The following is a 19,788-nucleotide window of genomic DNA, read 5'->3' as shown; positions in this document are numbered from 1 at the left end:
TACCTTAGAGGTGGGAGAACTCTGCGCTAAGATGTTAAACTGACCGTTTTTTCTTGCTATTCGTGCGCGTGCAAAAAGGCTTTGACCACGCGAAACTGCCCAGCGGTACTCTCTTCACCATACATGGCTTGGCGAAAAGCGTTGGAATTAGGGATGCCGGTGGTATACCACGCAATGTGCTTGCGAGCAATTCGGCAGCCTGAATATTCGCCGTAAAACTCATATAGCTCTTGCAAATGCGCTAGGACAATCTCTTTTATCTCGCTCACGCTTGGTGCCGCAAGCACTTCTCCTGAGCGCAAAAAATGCTCGATATCGCGAAATATCCAAGGCTGCCCTTGCGCAGCACGCCCTATCATCACCGCATCACAACTGGTCAGCTCATAGACACGCTGCGCTTTTTGCGCGCTATCGATATCGCCATTGGCAATCACAGGAATACTGATGCTTTCTTTGACCTCACGTATCAGCTCGTAACGCGCCTCGCCGCTATACATGTCCTCACGTGTACGCCCATGAATGGCAATCGCGGCAATACCCGCTTGCTCTGCACGCTTGGCAACGCGCAAAATATTCTCACGCCCATTCTCAAAACCCAAGCGCGTCTTTAAGGTGACAGGCGCATCGACTGCACCTACTGCTGCATCTAGTAAGCGCGCAACCAAATCTTCATCTTGCAGCAGTGCAGAACCCGCTAACCTACGGCACACTTTTTTAGCCGGACAGCCCATATTGATATCAATAATCTGTGCGCCATTATCTATCTGATAACGTGCGGCTTCTGCCAATTTATCAGGTTCTGCGCCTGCTATTTGGGCAGAAATAGGCGCTATTTCGTTATCAAAATTGGCACGATAGAGTGATTTCTTGCGCGCATAAAGCGCCGTATCAGCGATGATCATTTCGCTGACTGCATGCCCTGCCCCAAATGACTTACACAGTCGACGAAACGGATTGTCGGTCACGCCAGCCATCGGGGCAACTATCAGACGATTTTCAATCGTCAAGCCGCCAATGACCAATGGCTGCAATAAAGGATGATCATTCGCAGTTTGTGCTGATGATTGATTAGACTCTATATTATTTATAGGCATAAAAAACGGCTTGATTCGTAGTGAAAACAAGCCGTTATTCTAAGGGTTCGTGCGCATATTGCAAGTGATTAAGCCAATCATTTAATACCTAGAGTTTGATTGGCTTAATGTTTATTTATAGAAAAAACTACTTATAAAATGTCGTACTTATCAAAAGCTACTTATCAAGCTTTACTTATCAAAGACACTGCCCTGCTCTAAGGTAATGTCATTATCATGTACTTGCATACGCCACGGCAAAATATCAGGTGATATATTAATAAAGTGCAAATATTTCTCGAACTGATCAATGATATCGTTAATCACTGAATCCGGTTGATAGCCATATAAATCATAGGTTTGTCCGCCGCGGCGCAAATAAACTTCCGCCCGATAATGATGTTCTTGCGGCAGTTTACTCGCCATCTCTTCCGTATAATAATCTGGCGCTTCATGCTCTGATAAGCGCACTTCGTACCAAAACTCGACGTTATCGCCGCCGCGTAACTCAAATACTACGCGATCATTGACTTCGTCATAATTTACTTCAGGCAACCAACCGGTTTCGGCAAACTTTTCGGCAACTTCATGCATCGACGATAAGACTGTACCTTTAATATAACCCAATACTTTATCGCGCGTTGGTTGCTGGGTCATGTAATCAATACGGTCACGCCACGCATCTAGTTTCAACAGATGCGGCGGTAGATGATTGTCATTGGCCAAGCTTTGATTGCGATGACCTTCGATACGCAGCGCTCGCCACATGCCAAACATCGCAATCAAAATAATAATCGTAAAGGGCAAGGCGCTAACAATAGCCGCTGTTTGCAGCGCTTGCAGGCCACCAGCTAAGAGCAGCGCCGAAGCAACAACGCCGAGTATTAATACCCAAAACGTGCGCTGCCACGCTGGCGTATCACTACGACCGCCGGCTGCTAACGAATCAATCACGAGAGAGCCTGAGTCAGACGAGGTGATAAAAAAGGTAATAATAAGCACGACGGCAAGGGCAGAGACTACTTGAGTAAAAGGCAGGTTCTCAAGCAGCTTAAATAAGGCAATCGCTTGGTTATTTTGTACTTCAGTAATAAGCGAGTCATAGCCTTGAATCATAATCATATGTAATGCTGTATCACCAAACACCGCAAACCAAAAGAAAGTAAAGATGGTAGGTACTAGCATGACGCCAACGATAAACTCGCGAATGGTACGACCACGGCTGATTTTGGCAATAAATATACCGACAAAAGGCGACCAAGAAATAGTCCAAGCAAAAATAAATAGCGTCCAACTGGTGATCCAGTCGCTTTGTTGATACGCCTGTAGACTAAAGGTACGCTCGACAATATTACCCAGATAACTACCGGTATTTTCCATAAAGGCGTTGAGAATAAATATCGTCGGTCCTACCGCAAATACAAACAGCATCAGCGCCGTTGCCAGTATCATATTTAATATAGATAAGCGTTTGACCCCTTTGTCCATACCAGCCAGCACAGATATCAAGGCCAGCCCCGTAATCAAGACAATGGCAATCACTTGCACGGTTGTATTGACTGGAATGCTTGGTACGAGATAATTCAAACCGGTATTTATCTGCGACACTGAAATACCCAGACTGGTGGCCAAACCAAATAAAGTACCCAAAATGGCAAACACATCAACCGCATGGCCAATAGGCCCATAAATCTTATCGCCTATAATAGGATATAGCGTTGAGCGCATTGATAATGGTAGACCATGACGAAAAGCAAAATAGGCCAGCGTCAAGGCCACGACGCCATTAATTGCCCAAATATGAAAGCCCCAATGGAAGTAAGCAATCTGCATGGCTTCTTTTGCTGCAGCCACGGTTTGGGGCTCTGATAGCAGCGGTGTCGCAAAATGCGTGACCGGCTCAGCCACCCCATAAAACAGTAAAGCAATCCCGTACCCTGCCGAAAACAACATCGCAAACCATTCAATAAAGTTATATTGCGCCTCACCATGGTCAGGTCCTAGTTTGATGGAACCATAGGGTGAGAACGCCAACACCACAATAAACATCAAAAACAGCGCGGTTGCTAGCATATAAAACCAACCAAATGTGGCCGTGGTAAAGCTCAGCACTTCACCGAATAGATTGCTAGCCGCCGTTGGATTTACAGAGGCGCCTATGACCAATAAAATCATAACAATAGCTGTCGGTATGAATACCGGCATCAAAATAGTAGAACGAGATTTACTCATGAAAAATTCTCAAAGAAACTTAAATTTGGGTATGCGTCTAATACTGTTCTATAACACTCAGTTATTCAAATAAATTTTAAAGCACCAAGCCAGTAGTTACATTATTTAATAATGATAAAAAATGTTGTTTTGTCCATTACACCATGAATATTGATAAAACATCGCCATTTCATAAAAAAAGGCAGCTGTTTAGCTGCCCTTTTTATCAAACCAATAACCATTTATTTATCAAACACACTGCCCTGCTCCAACGTAATATCGTCATCATGCTGCTGCATACGCCACGGCAATATATTTGGCGAAACATTAACGAAGTGTAGGTACTTTTCAAACTGATCAATGATGTCATTAATCACCGATTCTGACTGATAACCATATAGATCATAAGTCTGACCACCACGGCGCAAATAGACTTCGGCGCGATGGTGATGCTCTTGTGGTAATTCATTGGCCATATCTTCGGTGTAATAATCAGGCACCTCATGCTCTGACAACCGCACTTCGTACCAGAACTCCACATTATCCCCGCGTCTTAATTCCAGTACCGCGCGATCATTAACCTCATCATAATTAACCTCAGGTAACCAACCTGTTTCGGCAAATTTCTCTGCCACCTCATGCATCGACGATAACACTGTACCTTTGATATAACCCAGAACTTTATCGCGCGTTGGCTGATTGGTCATATAATCAATGCGGTCGCGCCAAGCATCCAATTTCAATAAATGCGGCGGTAAATGATTGTCGTTGGCCAAACTCTCATTACGATGACCTTCGATACGCAGCGCGCGCCACATGCCAAAGGTCGAGATCAAAATAATCACCGCAAACGGTAAAGCACTGACGATAGCGGCAGTTTGTAATGCACTCAAACCACCTGCAATAAGTAACACTGCAGCGACTGCACCCTCAGTGACGACCCAAAACGTACGCTGCCACCATGGCGTATCGCTACGTCCACCCGCCGCGAGCGAGTCAATCACTAATGAGCCCGAATCCGATGAGGTCACAAAAAAGGTGATGATTAACACCACGGTCAATGACGAGACAATCTGGGTAAATGGTAATTGCTCTAACAGCTTAAATAATGCAATAGCTTGGTTGTTTTGCACTTCACTAATCAGCGCCTCATAACCATCGACCATAATCATATGCAGAGCGGTGTCACCAAATACAGAGAACCAAAAGAAAGTAAACAGCGTTGGCACTAGCATCACGCCAAGGACAAACTCACGAATGGTACGACCACGACTAATTTTGGCGATAAATAGCCCAACAAAAGGCGCCCAAGCAATGGTCCATGCAAAAATAAATAGTGTCCAGCTACCGATCCAATCACTCGATTGGTATGCTTGTAAACTAAAGGTACGCTCGACGATATTGCCCAAATAGCTGCCTGTGTTTTCCATAAAGGCATTTAGAATAAATACTGAAGGCCCAACAATAAACACAAATAACATCAAAGCAGTGGCAAGCACCATATTTAAGATAGATAGGCGCTTTACCCCTTTGTCCATACCGGCTAATACAGAAACGAGTGCCGCCGCCGTCACCAACGCAATGATAATAACTTGCACCGTGGTACTAACTGGCACCGTATTTGGTAACAAATAATTTAGACCCGCATTAATTTGCGCGACCGATAATCCCAAACTGGTGGCGATACCAAACATAGTACCGACGATCGCAAACACATCAACGGTATGCCCGATAGGACCATGGATTTTGTCACCGATTAGTGGATAAAGAGTTGAGCGCACGGACAATGGCAGACCATGCCGAAACGAGAAATACGCTAGTGACAAGCCAACCACACCATAAATCGCCCAAATATGAAAACCCCAGTGAAAATAAGCAATTTGCATCGCCTCTTTTGCAGCTGCAATAGTTTGCGGTGTGGACAGGGGTGGACTGGCGAAATGTAATACTGGCTCTGCAACGCCATAAAACAGTAAGGCAATGCCATACCCCGCTGAGAATAGCATGGCAAACCATTCAAGGAAGTTATATTCAGCATCCGCGTGGTCAGGGCCCAACTTAATACTGCCATACGGCGAGAAGGCTAAGGCAATAATAAACATCAAAAATATGGCAACTGCCAACATATAAAACCATCCGAAAGTATCGGTGGTAAAAGCCAGAACTTTGCTGAACAACTCACCCGCAGCTTCAGGGTTGAGGGCTGTGCCAATCACTAATAACAACATAATGGTTGCGGCTGGCACGAATACTGGCAACAAAATAGTAGAGCGAGGTAATTTACTCATAAAAAATGATGTCCTCAAAAAATAACAATAAATATGAAAGCTAAATACAACAAGAGAAGTAAGATCGCCTACTTTATAAATTTGTATGAATAGAGGCAGTATCTCGTTCGGCTCTTATTAAACCGTTTATAAAACAAATATAATTTTTATCACACTCTCTGCAAAAACCCTAGGCAAGTGCCTGACTCGTAACACTATTTTAACGTTTGTTACATGACTATTACTCAGCAATAAAAAAGGCAACTTGTTAGCTGCCTTTTTTTTGATGATTGCATTATGAATGGTCAATTTAAGACATTAAGGATTAATAGCGCCTGCTAACTGTTTCGCCATCTCAGCAAGCTCACTTTGATCTGCTTGCGTGACCGCATGACGACCTAGCTCATGAATGCTCGATGGAATTAGATGCACATGGTAATGAAAAACAGTTTGTCCGGCTTGTGCGCCATTTAACTGCATTTGAATAATACCCTCACGCTCGAATACTTGACGCTGCGCTTGCATGACTTTTTTGGACGTCATCAGTACTGCTGCGGCATATTCTGGTTCAAGATCGACTAAATCAACGGCTTTTTGCTTAGGAATGACCAGTACATGACCTTTTGCTTGCGGCATGATATCCATAAAGGCGAGGGTTTTGTCATTCTCATAAACTTTATGATAAGGGATATCACCGTTAAGCATTTTGGCAAAGATATTATTGTCATCGTATTTGGTTTGGGTATCTTGACTCATTTTTATTCCTTAACCTTTTATTAGTAATTAGTTGTCATCAATTGGTTGTCAGTACTAAAGAGTAAATAGCTCAGCAAATATAGTGGACGAAATTTGGATTGAGTACAAGTGGCTGATACATTCACTAGCCCCTTTCAATTTTACTGAGTTTTGCTACCAACAATTCTATAAGTGATATGATTAATTTATTGGCGAGCCGTGCGCTTTAAATGTTATATTAATCCTCTATTTTAATCACCTCAGGTTTATGGATTTGACTGCCTTGCCAACCCAATTATCCCAATCATCAAACATTACTGACGCTCATAGCGACCATGCTTATGACACTATGAGAAATCATACTGCGGTTAATGAAACGCTTGAAGATAGCGCACCGTCAACCATATCAAGCATTGAGCCAAACGCCATTATCTTAGCTGAGGCATTGACTGATAAAACGATCAGTTGGCGTATCCATAATTGTAAAATCAGCAAAAAAATCATGACGCAGGATATGCCACTGCCCTTTTTGTATCATTACGACAGTTTAGATGACAGCATTAAACAGACTTATCCATTAACGCCTGCCCTACTTGCCCAGTTTAATACCCCCATGACAGCTGACGAGGCGGCGAAACTTATCGGTATTGATAAGGCGCTAATCACCAGCCCTTGGCATGTCAAAGTGATTGGCTCATTGGTGGTGTTTAGCGAAGCGCTGCAATTGGCCGTACGCCTGCATTGGACCAATACTGGTAAAGACACCCAGCAAATTTATACCAAAGATGAAGCCGATGCGCTTACTGCTGCTTTTAAAGAGTGGCAGTTTTTTGGTCGTATTGATGTGCTTTATAAAAATACTAAGCAAATACTTATCAGTATTGATGAGCACACCGAAAACGATAAACAGCTACTGACTATTGCTGCCAGTCCTGACTATCAATTCTTGCCAGCACCTCACGCCTTAGTCGTCATCGCCAAACTTGAAACCGATAAAGCCGAGTTGCCTTGGTTTGAAAGCGCTATTTTAGAGCGCCTCGTTTAAATATTGACCCTCAAGTCTTTATGATTATTGGTTAATGATTTTCAGTTATCCATATCTAATGGTATGGTAACGCCTTAGTATTATTCACTAGTACTCACATGGCATAAAAAGCACACTATCCGTATGACAGCGGATGCTGCAGACGTTTATAAATCTCGCTTATTTGTAAGGAATATCACATGGATTATCGCTCAAAAACTTCTACTGGCGGTCGTAATATGGCCGGTGCGCGTGCGCTATGGCGTGCGACGGGTATGACGGATGGCGACTTTGGCAAACCGATTATCGCCATTGCCAACTCCTTTACCCAGTTTGTCCCCGGTCACGTGCATCTAAAAGACTTGGGGCAACTGGTGGCGCGTGAGATTGAAAAAGCGGGCGGCGTGGCAAAAGAGTTTAATACCATTGCGGTCGATGACGGTATTGCCATGGGTCATAGCGGGATGTTGTATTCCCTACCAAGCCGTGACTTAATTGCAGACTCGGTTGAGTATATGGTCAACGCCCACTGCGCCGACGCCCTAGTCTGTATTTCTAACTGCGATAAAATCACCCCTGGTATGCTGATGGCAGCCATGCGCCTCAATATCCCTGTTGTTTTCGTCTCTGGCGGCCCGATGGAAGCGGGCAAGGTCATCGCTAGCACTGTCGCTCATAGCCATAATAATGATGGTGGCAGCGATGTGCACACGACCGATAGTAAAGGCAATGCGATTCGTAAGCTTGATTTGGTCGATGCCATGATGGATGCCGCTGACGATAATATCAGCGATGAAGATGTTTTGGCCATTGAAAGCTCGGCTTGCCCAACTTGTGGCTCATGCTCTGGGATGTTTACCGCCAACTCAATGAACTGCTTGACCGAAGCATTAGGCTTATCATTGCCGGGTAATGGCTCTCTATTAGCCACGCATTCGTTACGCCGCGAGTTGTTTTTAGAAGCGGGTCGCACGATTGTATCATTGGCCAAGCGCCGTTATGAGCAAGACGATGATTCGGTATTACCGCGCTCTATCGCTACCAAAGCCGCTTTTGAAAATGCGATGAGCTTAGATATTGCGATGGGTGGCTCGACCAATACTATCTTGCATCTATTGGCTGCCGCCAATGAAGCGGAAGTTGATTTTAAAATGCACGATATTGATCGCCTAAGCCGTAGTGTCCCTTGCCTGTCGAAAGTCGCTCCTGCTTCACAAAAATACCATATGGAAGACGTCCACCGTGCTGGTGGTGTGATGGCACTGCTTGCCGAGCTTGACCGTGCTGGCTTATTAACCACCGATATCCCTACAATTCATAGCGCAAGTATGAAAGAAGCTATCGATAAATGGGATATCATGAATCCTGATAACACTGAGGCACGAGCGCGCTATATTGCTGCTCCTGGTGGCGTTCGTACCACGCAGGCCTTCTCACAATCAAAAGAATGGTCGAACCTTGACGTCAATCGTGAGTCAGGCTGTATTCGTAGCGCGCAGCATGCTTACTCCCAAGACGGCGGCTTAGCAGTACTATACGGCAATATCGCTGAGCGCGGCTGCGTGGTTAAAACCGCAGGCGTCGATGAAAGTATCTTAGTCTTCACCGGACGCGCACGTATCTTTGAATCACAAGATGCTGCCGTAGCCGCTGTGCTTGATGACCAAATTGTCGCCGGCGATGTGGTCATCATTCGCTATGAAGGGCCAAAAGGTGGGCCTGGTATGCAAGAAATGCTGTATCCAACCACTTACCTAAAGTCTAAAGGCTTGGGTAAAGAATGTGCGCTGTTAACTGACGGTCGTTTCTCTGGTGGTACTTCAGGCTTATCCATTGGTCATGCCAGCCCAGAAGCAGCTGAAGGCGGCGCGATTGGTTTAGTACAAGAAGGCGATACCATTCACATTGATATCCCAAACCGCACCATCAATATGCAAGTCAGCGATGCCGAGATTGCTGCGCGCCGCGAAGAGATGGAAGCGCGTGGTCGCGATGCATGGAAGCCTGTAAGCCGTGAGCGTCACGTCTCGCCTGCCCTACGTGCATATGCAGCTATGACTACCAGTGCCGATACGGGTGCCGTCCGTGATGTGAGCCAAGTTGAGCGTTAAACAAGTTGAGCGTTAAATAAGTCTGTAAACGCAATGATTTATTACTAACCTTATAGAATTACCCAAAGCCTGCACCACGCAGGCTTTTTTTTCACCAAAAAACAACGCTACCGCCGTTCTGATAACGTTTTTTTGCGGTATTAAAAGGGTTTTACCGTCATTATTAATAGCGATTAAACCTCTTGTAACTTTATCTTTTTAAAACCAAAAAATAGCGTGCACCAAACTTATGATTGAAAACTATAATTTATTCTTATTGGTCTGCGGTATTGCCTTTTTATTCGGGGCACTGTTTCCTATTCTTTTTAAACGTACGCCCATCTCGCTGCCCATGCTGCAAGTAAGCTTTGGTCTACTCATGGGCTATTGGTGGACTAGTTTATCTTTTTTAAACCCGATGGATAACGGTTTAATCATAGAAAAACTGACCGAAATCGTGGTATTGGTTTCGCTGGTTGGTGCAGGTATCAAGATAGATACTGAGCTGTCGTGGCACTTATGGCGCCCGACTGTGCGCTTACTACTTATCACCATGCCGATTGGTATTTTTGCCATGGCGCTCTTAGGCTATTATGCTTTTGGTTTGACATTAGGCGCGGCCATCTTGCTCGGTGCCGTACTGGCTCCGACCGATCCTGTGCTCGCCTCTAGTATCCAAGTCGGACCGCCCAATACTGGCGGCGAAGATACACCGCGCTTTACCTTGACCTCAGAAGCAGGGTTAAATGACGGTTTGGCGTTCCCGTTTGTTTATCTGGCGATTAAGGTCGCGGAAGCTTATAGCGGCGGGCAGCAGTTCACAGGTGAAATGCTGTGGCAATGGTTTACGACTGATGTGCTGTGGAAAATTGGCGCAGGTTTGGTAGTCGGGATTGTGGTTGGTAAATTACTAGCAAAATTGGTCTTTTCAAAATACAGCCACAATATCACCATCTCTCAAGGCTATGTCGTCATAGCTCTCACCTTGCTGGCCTATGGTTTGGCAGAATATGTGCACAGCTATGGCTTTATTGCAGTATTTGTCGCCGCCTTTGCTTTTCGGCGCTCGGAGCGTGAACACAGTTATCACCAAAAGCTGCACGATTTTGCTGAGCAGTCAGAAGGCTTACTGATGTCCTTAGTTCTTGTGGTTTTTGGTATGTTTTTAGGTCAAGGACTGCAAGCTGGCGTTGAGCTGACATGGCGCGTCTATATCGTCAGCTTTACCTTTTTATTATTGATTCGACCGATTGGCGGATTAATTGCTCTATCAGGATTAAAGCTGCCCTATACTGAAAAATATGCCATTTCTGCCCTCGGTATTCGTGGTATTGGTACCTTATATTATCTGTCTTACGCCCTCAATCAAGGCTTCTTCGATGAAGTAGACGCTGTTAAACTTTGGATAGTCTGCTCAATTGTCATTTTGGCCTCTATCTTTATTCATGGTTTGATTTCCCCAAGGTTGCTTAAGCTCACGCCTAATAAGCCGCGCCATGGGTAGTGGGTAATTTCGGACGCCTACCTCAGTACTTTTGTTAGTTATAGTGTTGCTACTTATCCCTTAAGCACCTGTATTTCTGTTTTTCATACTGGCAACAAGAATATTGAGGTACGCTAAAGCTGCATATCTACTAGATTTCAGCGTCAATCAAATCTAATACCGCTTCCGTCAGCGCAAACTGGCGGACGTCATTGAGCATTGTTACATCAAAATTATGGATAAAGGCAAACGACAATTGCCGCGCAGGATCACACCACGCAACCGAACCGTTATAGCCCATGTGCCCAAAACCTTGCGCGCTCATATTAGAAGCTTCACTTTGACAAATCCTAAACCTGCGATGATAGCCCAAGCGCCAGTTCATTTTCGCCGGCATCACCGCATCCATGCCAGTGGTTTGCGGGGTTGAAAGCTGCTTAAATGTTGCGTCATCAATCAATGTCTGCCCCTGCCAGCTACCGCCATTGGCTAGCATGGCATAAATAGTCGCTAATGCTCGCGCTGACGCTACGCCGTTAGCAGCGGGAATGATGGCTTGTAGCGTCCGTTTATCGTAATAATCGATAGGTTGTTTATTAGCCAACACAAGAGCCGATTTATAGTTTTTTAGATTAAGCTGGCTGTTATTAAAGTATAAACGGTTAATTTTTGCTGTATCCAAATTAGGCATCTCATCGGCCATTGCGCTTTCATTTTCGCTTGCTTGATTGGTTAGCGCTCTTTTTTGCCAACAAGTGTAGCTTGGTAGGCTTGAATAAATGCGCAAAGTATTTTCAGAATCCGCTCTTAACACGGGTTTGCTGCGGCGAGGACGCGCTTGCGACAGCTCCTGATTGCTTATTTGCTGGGCTGCGTGTTCGTCTGTTTGGAAATATTTAACCAAATGAGCCACTTCATCTACTTTATCGTCTGGCACCCCAAAATAACAGCTGTCTGCAATTCCTAGCGGCTCAGTCAAATAGTGACGCAGCGCTGTGGCTAATGACATATGGGTAACGGCCTCTATCACGCCGCCCAGTACCCAGCCGTAAACCAAGGCGCTATAAGCGCTCTCATATAAGGCGCTGTCTTCAGGCGCCGTTACGGGCATAGCAGCTACCTTTTCTAGCATGAGCTGCCAATCGAGCACCGTGTCGTTATCGACATCGATACTTTGAATCGAAAACAAGTTGCCCTGATGCGACATGACGCTACGTAAAGTAATCTGTTCTTTTCCTTGCGCGGCAAAAGTAGGCCAATAATCCGCAATCGCTCGGTCATAATCAAGCATATGCTCGGAGACCAACACATGCACCAATGTCGCCAACACCCCTTTCCCTGTTGAAAAATTCAGCGATAGGGTATCGGGGCTCCATGATAAATCTGCGCGCGCCATTCCCACACTGGCTTGAGCAATACATTGCCCCGCTTGATAAACAACTAAAGCCCCACCCGCTGGTGCGTCATCAAGCTGCAAATCTGTTAGCAATTGTTGTAATTGTTGCTGAATAATAGGATTAGTAGACGTATTGACGTTTTGATTATCAGCTTTCTCATTATTATTTTTCATTCTTCACTCGCTTTATTTATAAAAACATTTTTTATAGTCAAAAAATTCATTAGCTAATTAATGACGAAATTTGCTCATAAAAAAGGCAACCTATTGGTCGCCTTTTTTGTGGCATGTCGCTCATATGTAACGCGTACAGTTTGCCATACATGGTATGTATGCCATGAGTCTAGCGTGGAACCAATAAACGATTATGAACCTCTTCTTCCAGTTTCGTCAAACCATGACTGCGCCCGCGCTCCAAAGCCGTATCCATTTTGCGTCCGCGTAACCAGCCTGCACGCAATGCTACCGCTGCACCAGCGCGATTACCAGAACCACAGTGCAAGACGGTTTTTTTGCCATGATACTGACGCAAGATGTTATCAAACGCCAATATATTTAACTGTTTTAAATCGTTAGCCCCGCTGATAGGCAGCTGCTCATAATACATACCAGAGCGCTCTACCGCCGCGCGCTCATCAAAATTTAGCTCGTCATCTGGCTGCAAGTTAAGCACCAACTCAACGCCAGCCGCCGCTAAAGCAGCGACTTTTTCGTCGTCGAGGGCGCCGCACACGATGGTATTGTCATCAGGGCGAAAATAAGGCTCAAACATATTTTCCAAATCGATACCGTTATCTTTAGCAGCCGCTTCATCTATCGTAGCTGAGTTATCGGGCGCAGCTACCTTTGTTGCATTGTCATGTAAAGTCATAATGAATAATTGGTTAATAAAATATAAAGGTTAAAAATATGGCGCAATCTATTGATTTTCGCCTTGCAGTTTGATCACACCAGCAAGATGCGGCTTGTCATTTTTAGCGCTAAACAAGCCAAATTCGCAAGTATCAGCTGAGCTTTTTAATGCTGCTATCGGCTCAGCGATCAACTCTACTTCTGCTGGCAAAAAGATAGGCAGCTTAAATGATACATTGACCGTGCAAGCATCTGGTAGCTCATCCATCAGCGCTAGACATTTAGCTTTTGACCACATGCCGTGGGCGATGGCTTTTGGAAAACCAAATGCGCGTGCCGATAGTGGGTGCAAGTGGATAAGGTTGAAATCCCCTGAAACAAACGCATAACGACGGCCGATATCTTCTGGTACTTCAAAGATACTGTGCACGCCTTCTTCATTCACTAAAGGCTTAACGGTCACTGGACGCGGCGTGCTTTTTTTATCTTTGCTACCTGATTTTTTGCCACGTGACAAATAAGTAGAAGTGCCTTCCCAAATAACCTCATCGTCTGACTTAACGGTGGTGACAAAATCAAACTGCTGGCCTTGCGCATGGTCGCGTAGATTATCAAACTTCACCGCCATCGCTACCGTTTCACGCTCACCGATAGGACGATACTGCGTCACGCTATTATCCACATGCACCAAACCTAGCATAGCAAAGGGAAATGGCTCTTTGACCATCATATTCATTTGTAACGTCTGTGATAAAACAGAAAAATAGGTAATCGGTATTTTGCCATTGTCGGCGAAACCACAAATCTTACGATAATCATCAAGATTGCTTTGGTCGATGTGCAAATTATCTACATAATACGTCGCTTGTGGCAACTGATCGCGGCTGACCTTTTCGTTATTACCAATAGGCAATAAGCTCTTGACGATATTGGCATAGGTGGTATGCGCTTTTGGCAACGCATCATAATGTTTGTCTGACATAATAAATCCTAAATGGGGTTAAGCTAACTGAGGCTGGAGCAAATTATCTCGCGACCTATAAAAGGCGATGCATGCGTTTATCTGCTGGTTCATTTACTGTTTTGTTTATCAGCTCTTTTACTGGCACATGCTTTTATTCATACCTGTTTTTATCATAAAAAAGCCACCCTCGGGCAGCTTTATTACAATTTATCAGCAATTTTTCGTAAGCATATGTGAGGTCGATTTAAAAATCTTGTCCCTCTTACCTACTTAATACAGGCTTGCTCACTATGATTTAGTCATTTATCGAGCAGTATTCTGCCTCTATTTTACTGAGTATGCATCCAACAAGCTATGCACCCAACAAGCTTTGGCCACAAACACGCACGATGTTGCCATTTAGTCCACCAGAAGCTGGTGACGCAAGCCATGCAATGGTTTCAGCCACATCGATTGGTAAGCCGCCTTGGCTCATTGAGTTCATACGGCGACCGGCTTCACGAATGGCGAACGGAATGGCTTCTGTCATTTGCGTTTCGATAAATCCTGGCGCTACAGCGTTGATGGTCATGCCTTTAGAGCCGTCTTCTAGCTGCTTAGCAGTCGCGTTTACCAAACCAATGACGCCCGCTTTAGAGGTGGCATAGTTACTTTGACCTAGGTTACCAGCGATACCTGAGATAGATGAGACGCAGACGATACGTGCATGGTCTTTTAATACATCATTATCGAGCAAGTAGCGGTTTAGCTTGGCGATACTACCCAAGTTGATATTGATGACCATATCCCACTTTTTCTCGTCCATTTTTGCCAGTGTCTTATCACGGGTCACGCCAGCATTATGAATAACGGCATCTAAACCGCCACGCTTTTGCGCCGCTTCTGCGATTTCTTTGCCCGCATCTTCACTAGTGATATCAACGGTTAATACTGAACCACTGATTTCGCTGGCGACTTTTTGTAAGTCCGCTTGCTGCTGCGGTACATCAAGACAAATAACATGGGCGCCTTCGCGTGCCAACACACGAGCGATGGCTTCACCGATACCGCGACTTGCGCCAGTGACCAGCATAGTTTTACCGCCTAAAGGCTGCGTCCAATCGACATCAACGTTGTCGCCATTAGTAACACGTACCACTTGTCCTGACACATAAGCTGAGCGCGCTGAGGCAAAGAAGCGTAACGTTGAGTCTAGGTTCTTTTCAGCGCCTTCTGCCACGTAGATAAGCTGGGCGGTGATACCGCGCTTAAACTCTTTACCGACAGATTTCACAAAACCTTCAAGCGAGCGCTGCGCCAATGCCGCCTCAATATCGCTCAAATCTTCTGGTGGACGACCGATAACGATAACGCGACCTGATTTTTCGACGCGGCGCGCCACGGCATGAAAGAACTCATACACTTGTTTGAGCTCATCAGCATTGCTGATATTGCTGGCATCAAACAATAAAACTTTAAACTTGTCATCGCCGCCGGTATTGGCTTTGGCTTTCACGCCTGCATCAGCCAGTGCGTCTTTTACCGCATCACGGCTATTAACAAATACATCAGCATGCAAATCTGACAAAATACGGGCAACTGATTCGCTGATGGCAGTATTGTCGCCATCAGCACGGCCAACCAATACACTACCACGTACTGACGGCTGTCCACTATCAAAACGATCCAACTCGACTGGCATCGGCAAGCCTAGATTTTTTGCCACTTTTCGGCCAATAGAAGACTGCACAAAATCACCATAACGGTCTGACATAATATAATCCTATAATTAATGAGAAGAAAAAAAATTATTAATATGAGTAAACAGGTTAAAAACTGCTGTAACTATACACTTCCATGCAAAACAAGTCCAAAAGCTGCGCCTGTCTATCATAATCTGTAGACAAGCCAGTATACAAGATAGCAACTTTTTCTCGCCTTAAAAACACCCCACTTATGTTAAAATCTAACGTATAAGTTATGGCAAATGCATTTATAGATAACAATATATTATCAAAAGCTTCGTTATGCAATGTTATTAATCAATACTAACCAGTATAATCAGTAGCGTTTGATAGTTAGCATTGAAGGCATGAGCTTAAAATTAGCGTCACATCGTTTGCTAAAGAGATACAGTAAGCGCGTAAAAAGCGCCTTATGCTAACCTTCTCTGCCGTGTACTATGTTTTTCTCTTTTGTTTTTCCCTTTTATCTTCTACCCATATTTTTTAAGGATAATATTATGAGTACTAAAAACAATCACCCTGATAGCCCTGTTGTTGAAACGACCGTCGTAAAAGCTGGTGATAGCCAAAATACCGAAACAGCGACTGACGCAGCAACCAAAAAAGCAGCAACTGAAGACGCCAAGCACCCAAACGTTTTTGACACAATGGCAAACTCAAAAACCGCTGAGCCGAAACAAGCGGACGATAAAAAGTTGGATGCCAAAACAGCGGATACGAAAACAGACAGCTCTAATAAAGATAATTCTAAGAAAGACGAGTCTAAAAAAGATGATTCAAAAAAGGAGAGCACCGCTGAAAAAAGCTCAAAAGACAGCAAAACTACTAACGCTACTAAAGATGATAGTGCGGCTAAAGATGCCAATAAAAAGACTGACACAGCTAGTACAAAAACAACTGCTACGACCGCTAAAGAATCAAGCAAAACTGGCCTGAGCTCGGGTCAACATCGCGTCGCTATCCTAGGTGGCAACCGTATTCCTTTTGCTCGCTCAAACGGTACATACGCAGATGTCAGCAACACCGACATGCTAACCGCCGCGTTAGATGGCTTGGTTGAGCGTTTTAACTTACAAGACGAAAAAGTCGGTGAAGTCGTTGCTGGTGCGGTGATGAAATTGAGCCGTGATATCAACTTGACGCGTGAAGCAACGCTAAGTACGGCATTGAACCCACATACACCAACGTACGATATCTCACAAGCTTGCGGTACTGGCTTACAAGCAACCTTTGCTTCTGCCAATAAAATCGCCCTTGGTATCATTGATTCGGCGATTACTGGTGGTGTGGATACCACCTCTGACGCCCCTATCGCGGTTGGTGATGGCTTACGTAAAGTGTTAATCAAATTGGGCGCAGCTAAAGACAACAAACAACGTCTAAAAGCGCTAATGGGTTTAAATCCTAAAGATTTGATCGACTCACCACAAAATGGCGAGCCGCGTACGGGTTTATCCATGGGTGACCATCAAGCGATTACCACCCTTGAATGGAACATCAGCCGTGAAGATCAGGACGAGCTTGCCTTTAATAGCCATAAAAATCTAGCACGCGCTTATGACGAAGGTTTTTTTGACGACCTAATCACGCCATACAAAGGTTTGACGCGCGATAACAACTTGCGCCCAGATACGACGTTAGACAAGCTTGCTAAACTAAAACCCGTGTTTGGTAAAAAGAATGCCAACCCAACCATGACAGCCGCTAACTCGACGCCGCTAACCGATGGTGCCTCTTGTGTGCTATTAGCCAATGACGAATGGGCCAAAGAGCGTGGTTTTAAACCACTAGCATACATCGTTCATCAAGAAACGGCTGCCGTTGACTTTATCGGTAAATCTGGCGATAAAGAAGGTTTACTCATGGCGCCAGCTTATGCGGTACCGCGTATGCTTGAGCGCGCTGGTTTAACGCTGCAAGATTTTGACTTCTATGAAATTCATGAAGCGTTTGCCTCACAAGTGTTATCAACGCTAGCAGCTTGGGAAGATGAGAAGTTCTGTCAAGAGCGTTTGGGTCTTGATGCGCCACTAGGCTCTATCGATCGTAGCAAGCTAAACGTCAATGGCTCATCACTTGCCGCAGGTCATCCATTTGCCGCAACCGGTGGGCGTATCCTAGCCACTGCTGCCAAATTGTTAGACCAAAAAGGTTCAGGTCGCGCACTTATCTCAATCTGCGCCGCTGGCGGTCAAGGCGTTACTTGCATCTTAGAGAAATAATATTCTCACTGATGTCATTAGAAATAAGCCATTAGTTAATAAATAGCGTTAAGCTTTTAAAACACCCTTTAATCTGATGATTAAAGGGTGTTTTTTGTTGTGGCTGAAAAAAATATTAAAAAGACTGCAACAAGTAAACACGGCGTACTCATAGCGTTATTGTAAATGTGCTAGAGTAATAAACCACATATAGAACTATCATAATGAATAATAACCATAAAAATATTGCTTAGGAGCTTATTATGAGCAAAGGTCCCTCATCGATTGACCGACAAACCTTAAATACCCCCAAGCGGCAAGAACTGTCAGCACTCGAACAAGACAGCTTTATTACCCGTATGGATAAAGAAGTGTTTGGCGATGAGCTACGCCGCAAAATGCATCAAGATTTGATCGACAGCTATGACGAAGAGCTGGAAAATGAGATAGACGATTATGTGCGCGACTTTCGTTTTGATGGCCGCGCGATGAGTGAGCAAGAAAAGCTCGATCGGCGTACTTATTTTGAAGAATTACTGCGACTACAGCGAGAGCTTATCAAACTGCAAGATTGGGTGGTCGAATACGGCGAGCGCATTGTGGTGATATTTGAAGGGCGCGATTCTGCGGGTAAAGGTGGCGCTATCAAGCGTATCACTCAGCGTCTAAACCCGCGTGTTTGCCGCGTTGCTGCGCTACCCGCACCAACCGAACGCGAACAGTCACAGTGGTATTTCCAGCGTTATGTAGCGCACTTGCCCGCCGCTGGCGAGATTGTCTTGTTTGATCGCAGCTGGTATAACCGTGTGGGCGTTGAACGCGTCATGGGATTTTGTACCGATGCCCAGTACGAAGAGTTCTTTCAATCGGTGCCTGAATTTGAGCGTATGCTGGTGCGCTCAGGTATTCGCTTGGTTAAATACTGGTTTTCGATTACCGATGACGAGCAGCATTCGCGCTTTATGAGCCGGATTCACGACCCACTTAAGCAGTGGAAGCTGTCAGCGATGGACTTACAATCACGTCGGCGCTGGGAGGATTATACCAAAGCCAAAGAGACCATGTTTGAGCGCACCCATATTCCTGAAGCGCCGTGGTGGGTGGTCGAAGGCAATAATAAAAAACGCGCTCGGCTAAACTGTATTGCTCATTTGCTTGAGCAAATCCCCTATAAAGAAGTACCGCGCGATGAGATTGAATTGCCCGAACGCAAGCGCGATGATGAATATTACCGCGAGCCAATTCCCGATGATATGTATGTACCACCGCGCTATTAGCTAAATGCATGCACGTATTATTTAACAAAATACGGCGCATAAAAAAGCAGCCTCATCAATATAACGGCTGCTTTTTTCATTTTTTCGCTAAATGTATTATGCTAATAGCAAATACATTTCACGCTCTGTAAAAACACTACATCGTATAAGTCGACTGCAAGCTATCAAGCTTACCGGCTAATAAGCGCTCGACCTCGTTTTTGATTCTTAGCCCAGCGACATCAGTGCCTATTTGTACCGCAAAACCTGCTGGGCGGCCGCTTTGGCTTTTTGAATTGATCCAAACCACTTTACCATTCATCGGTAAGCGTTCGCTAGAATTGGGCAGAGTGACGGCAATAAACACTTCATCGCCCAGCTTTTGGGTTTTATCAGACGGCACAAATAATGCGCCATTGGTCACAAAGGATAAATAGCTTGCGTATAACGTTTCCATATCTTCAATATGGCAGGTTAAAATCCCGCCACGTCCTGGCATTGCCATAGTCCGC

Annotated in this window: 14 protein-coding genes; 5 read left to right on the top strand and 9 right to left on the bottom strand. The window is 44.9% G+C overall.

Annotated elements, in window-relative coordinates; genetic code table 11:
- Positions 1 to 56: 56 nt before the first annotated feature.
- From dusB to CXF58_RS04575, 4 genes are all read right to left on the bottom strand, one after another.
- A complete protein-coding gene (gene dusB / locus CXF58_RS04590) occupies positions 57 to 1,094 on the bottom strand; it encodes a tRNA dihydrouridine synthase DusB (RefSeq protein ID WP_102076739.1) in 1,038 nt (345 codons plus the stop codon).
- Between the two features lie 171 nt (positions 1,095 to 1,265).
- Entirely contained in the window at positions 1,266 to 3,305 is a 2,040-nt protein-coding gene (locus tag CXF58_RS04585) for a BCCT family transporter (RefSeq protein WP_102076738.1), read from the bottom strand.
- A gap of 221 nt (positions 3,306 to 3,526) precedes the next feature.
- Entirely contained in the window at positions 3,527 to 5,572 is a 2,046-nt protein-coding gene (locus tag CXF58_RS04580; RefSeq protein WP_102076737.1) for a BCCT family transporter, read from the bottom strand.
- Between the two features lie 297 nt (positions 5,573 to 5,869).
- Positions 5,870 to 6,307: an HIT family protein gene (locus CXF58_RS04575; RefSeq protein ID WP_068408230.1), complete on the bottom strand. Its 438-nt coding sequence runs from the start codon at positions 6,305 to 6,307 to the stop codon at positions 5,870 to 5,872.
- A 247-nt stretch (positions 6,308 to 6,554) separates the two neighbouring features.
- Between CXF58_RS04575 and CXF58_RS04570 the strand changes: the two genes are divergently transcribed.
- The 3 genes from CXF58_RS04570 (at position 6,555) to CXF58_RS04560 (ending at position 10,904) form a co-directional block, all read left to right on the top strand.
- Positions 6,555 to 7,331, top strand: a complete 777-nt coding sequence (locus CXF58_RS04570) for a hypothetical protein (protein WP_102076736.1) — start codon at positions 6,555 to 6,557, stop codon at positions 7,329 to 7,331.
- 179 nt (positions 7,332 to 7,510) lie between these two features.
- A complete protein-coding gene (ilvD, locus tag CXF58_RS04565; RefSeq protein WP_102076735.1) occupies positions 7,511 to 9,421 on the top strand; it encodes a dihydroxy-acid dehydratase in 1,911 nt (636 codons plus the stop codon).
- A gap of 229 nt (positions 9,422 to 9,650) precedes the next feature.
- Complete coding sequence (locus tag CXF58_RS04560; RefSeq protein ID WP_102076734.1) at positions 9,651 to 10,904, top strand: cation:proton antiporter; 1,254 nt, start codon at positions 9,651 to 9,653, stop codon at positions 10,902 to 10,904.
- Between the two features lie 130 nt (positions 10,905 to 11,034).
- Here CXF58_RS04560 and CXF58_RS04555 read toward each other — a convergent pair whose 3' ends face one another.
- From CXF58_RS04555 to CXF58_RS04540, 4 genes are all read right to left on the bottom strand, one after another.
- Entirely contained in the window at positions 11,035 to 12,453 is a 1,419-nt protein-coding gene (locus CXF58_RS04555) for a serine hydrolase domain-containing protein (protein ID WP_102076733.1), read from the bottom strand.
- Positions 12,454 to 12,622: 169 nt separating this feature from the next.
- Positions 12,623 to 13,150: a protein tyrosine phosphatase family protein gene (locus CXF58_RS04550; RefSeq protein ID WP_102076732.1), complete on the bottom strand. Its 528-nt coding sequence runs from the start codon at positions 13,148 to 13,150 to the stop codon at positions 12,623 to 12,625.
- Between the two features lie 48 nt (positions 13,151 to 13,198).
- Positions 13,199 to 14,113, bottom strand: coding sequence for a MaoC family dehydratase (locus tag CXF58_RS04545; RefSeq protein ID WP_102076731.1), 915 nt, complete (start codon positions 14,111 to 14,113; stop codon positions 13,199 to 13,201).
- A 334-nt stretch (positions 14,114 to 14,447) separates the two neighbouring features.
- Positions 14,448 to 15,848 (bottom strand): 3-oxoacyl-ACP reductase, encoded by a 1,401-nt coding sequence (locus CXF58_RS04540; RefSeq protein ID WP_102076730.1) that lies wholly within the window; start codon positions 15,846 to 15,848, stop codon positions 14,448 to 14,450.
- Positions 15,849 to 16,466: 618 nt separating this feature from the next.
- On the opposite strand from CXF58_RS04540, the gene CXF58_RS04535 reads away from it, so the two are divergent.
- Together CXF58_RS04535 and ppk2 are read left to right on the top strand one after the other, a co-directional pair.
- Complete coding sequence (locus CXF58_RS04535) at positions 16,467 to 18,041, top strand: acetyl-CoA C-acetyltransferase (protein WP_082894394.1); 1,575 nt, start codon at positions 16,467 to 16,469, stop codon at positions 18,039 to 18,041.
- A gap of 242 nt (positions 18,042 to 18,283) precedes the next feature.
- On the top strand, positions 18,284 to 19,297 hold the full coding sequence (gene ppk2 / locus CXF58_RS04530; protein WP_228706537.1) for a polyphosphate kinase 2: 1,014 nt from the start codon (positions 18,284 to 18,286) through the stop codon (positions 19,295 to 19,297).
- Between the two features lie 136 nt (positions 19,298 to 19,433).
- On the opposite strand, the gene CXF58_RS04525 is transcribed toward ppk2, so the two are convergent.
- Positions 19,434 to 19,781 (bottom strand): PilZ domain-containing protein, encoded by a 348-nt coding sequence (locus CXF58_RS04525; RefSeq protein ID WP_068408248.1) that lies wholly within the window; start codon positions 19,779 to 19,781, stop codon positions 19,434 to 19,436.
- Between the last annotated feature and the right edge of the window lie 7 nt (positions 19,782 to 19,788).

The organism is Psychrobacter sp. Sarcosine-02u-2 (assembly GCF_002836335.1).
Lineage (GTDB): Bacteria > Pseudomonadota > Gammaproteobacteria > Pseudomonadales > Moraxellaceae > Psychrobacter > Psychrobacter faecalis.
This window is presented reverse-complemented; position numbering and strand designations above follow the sequence as displayed.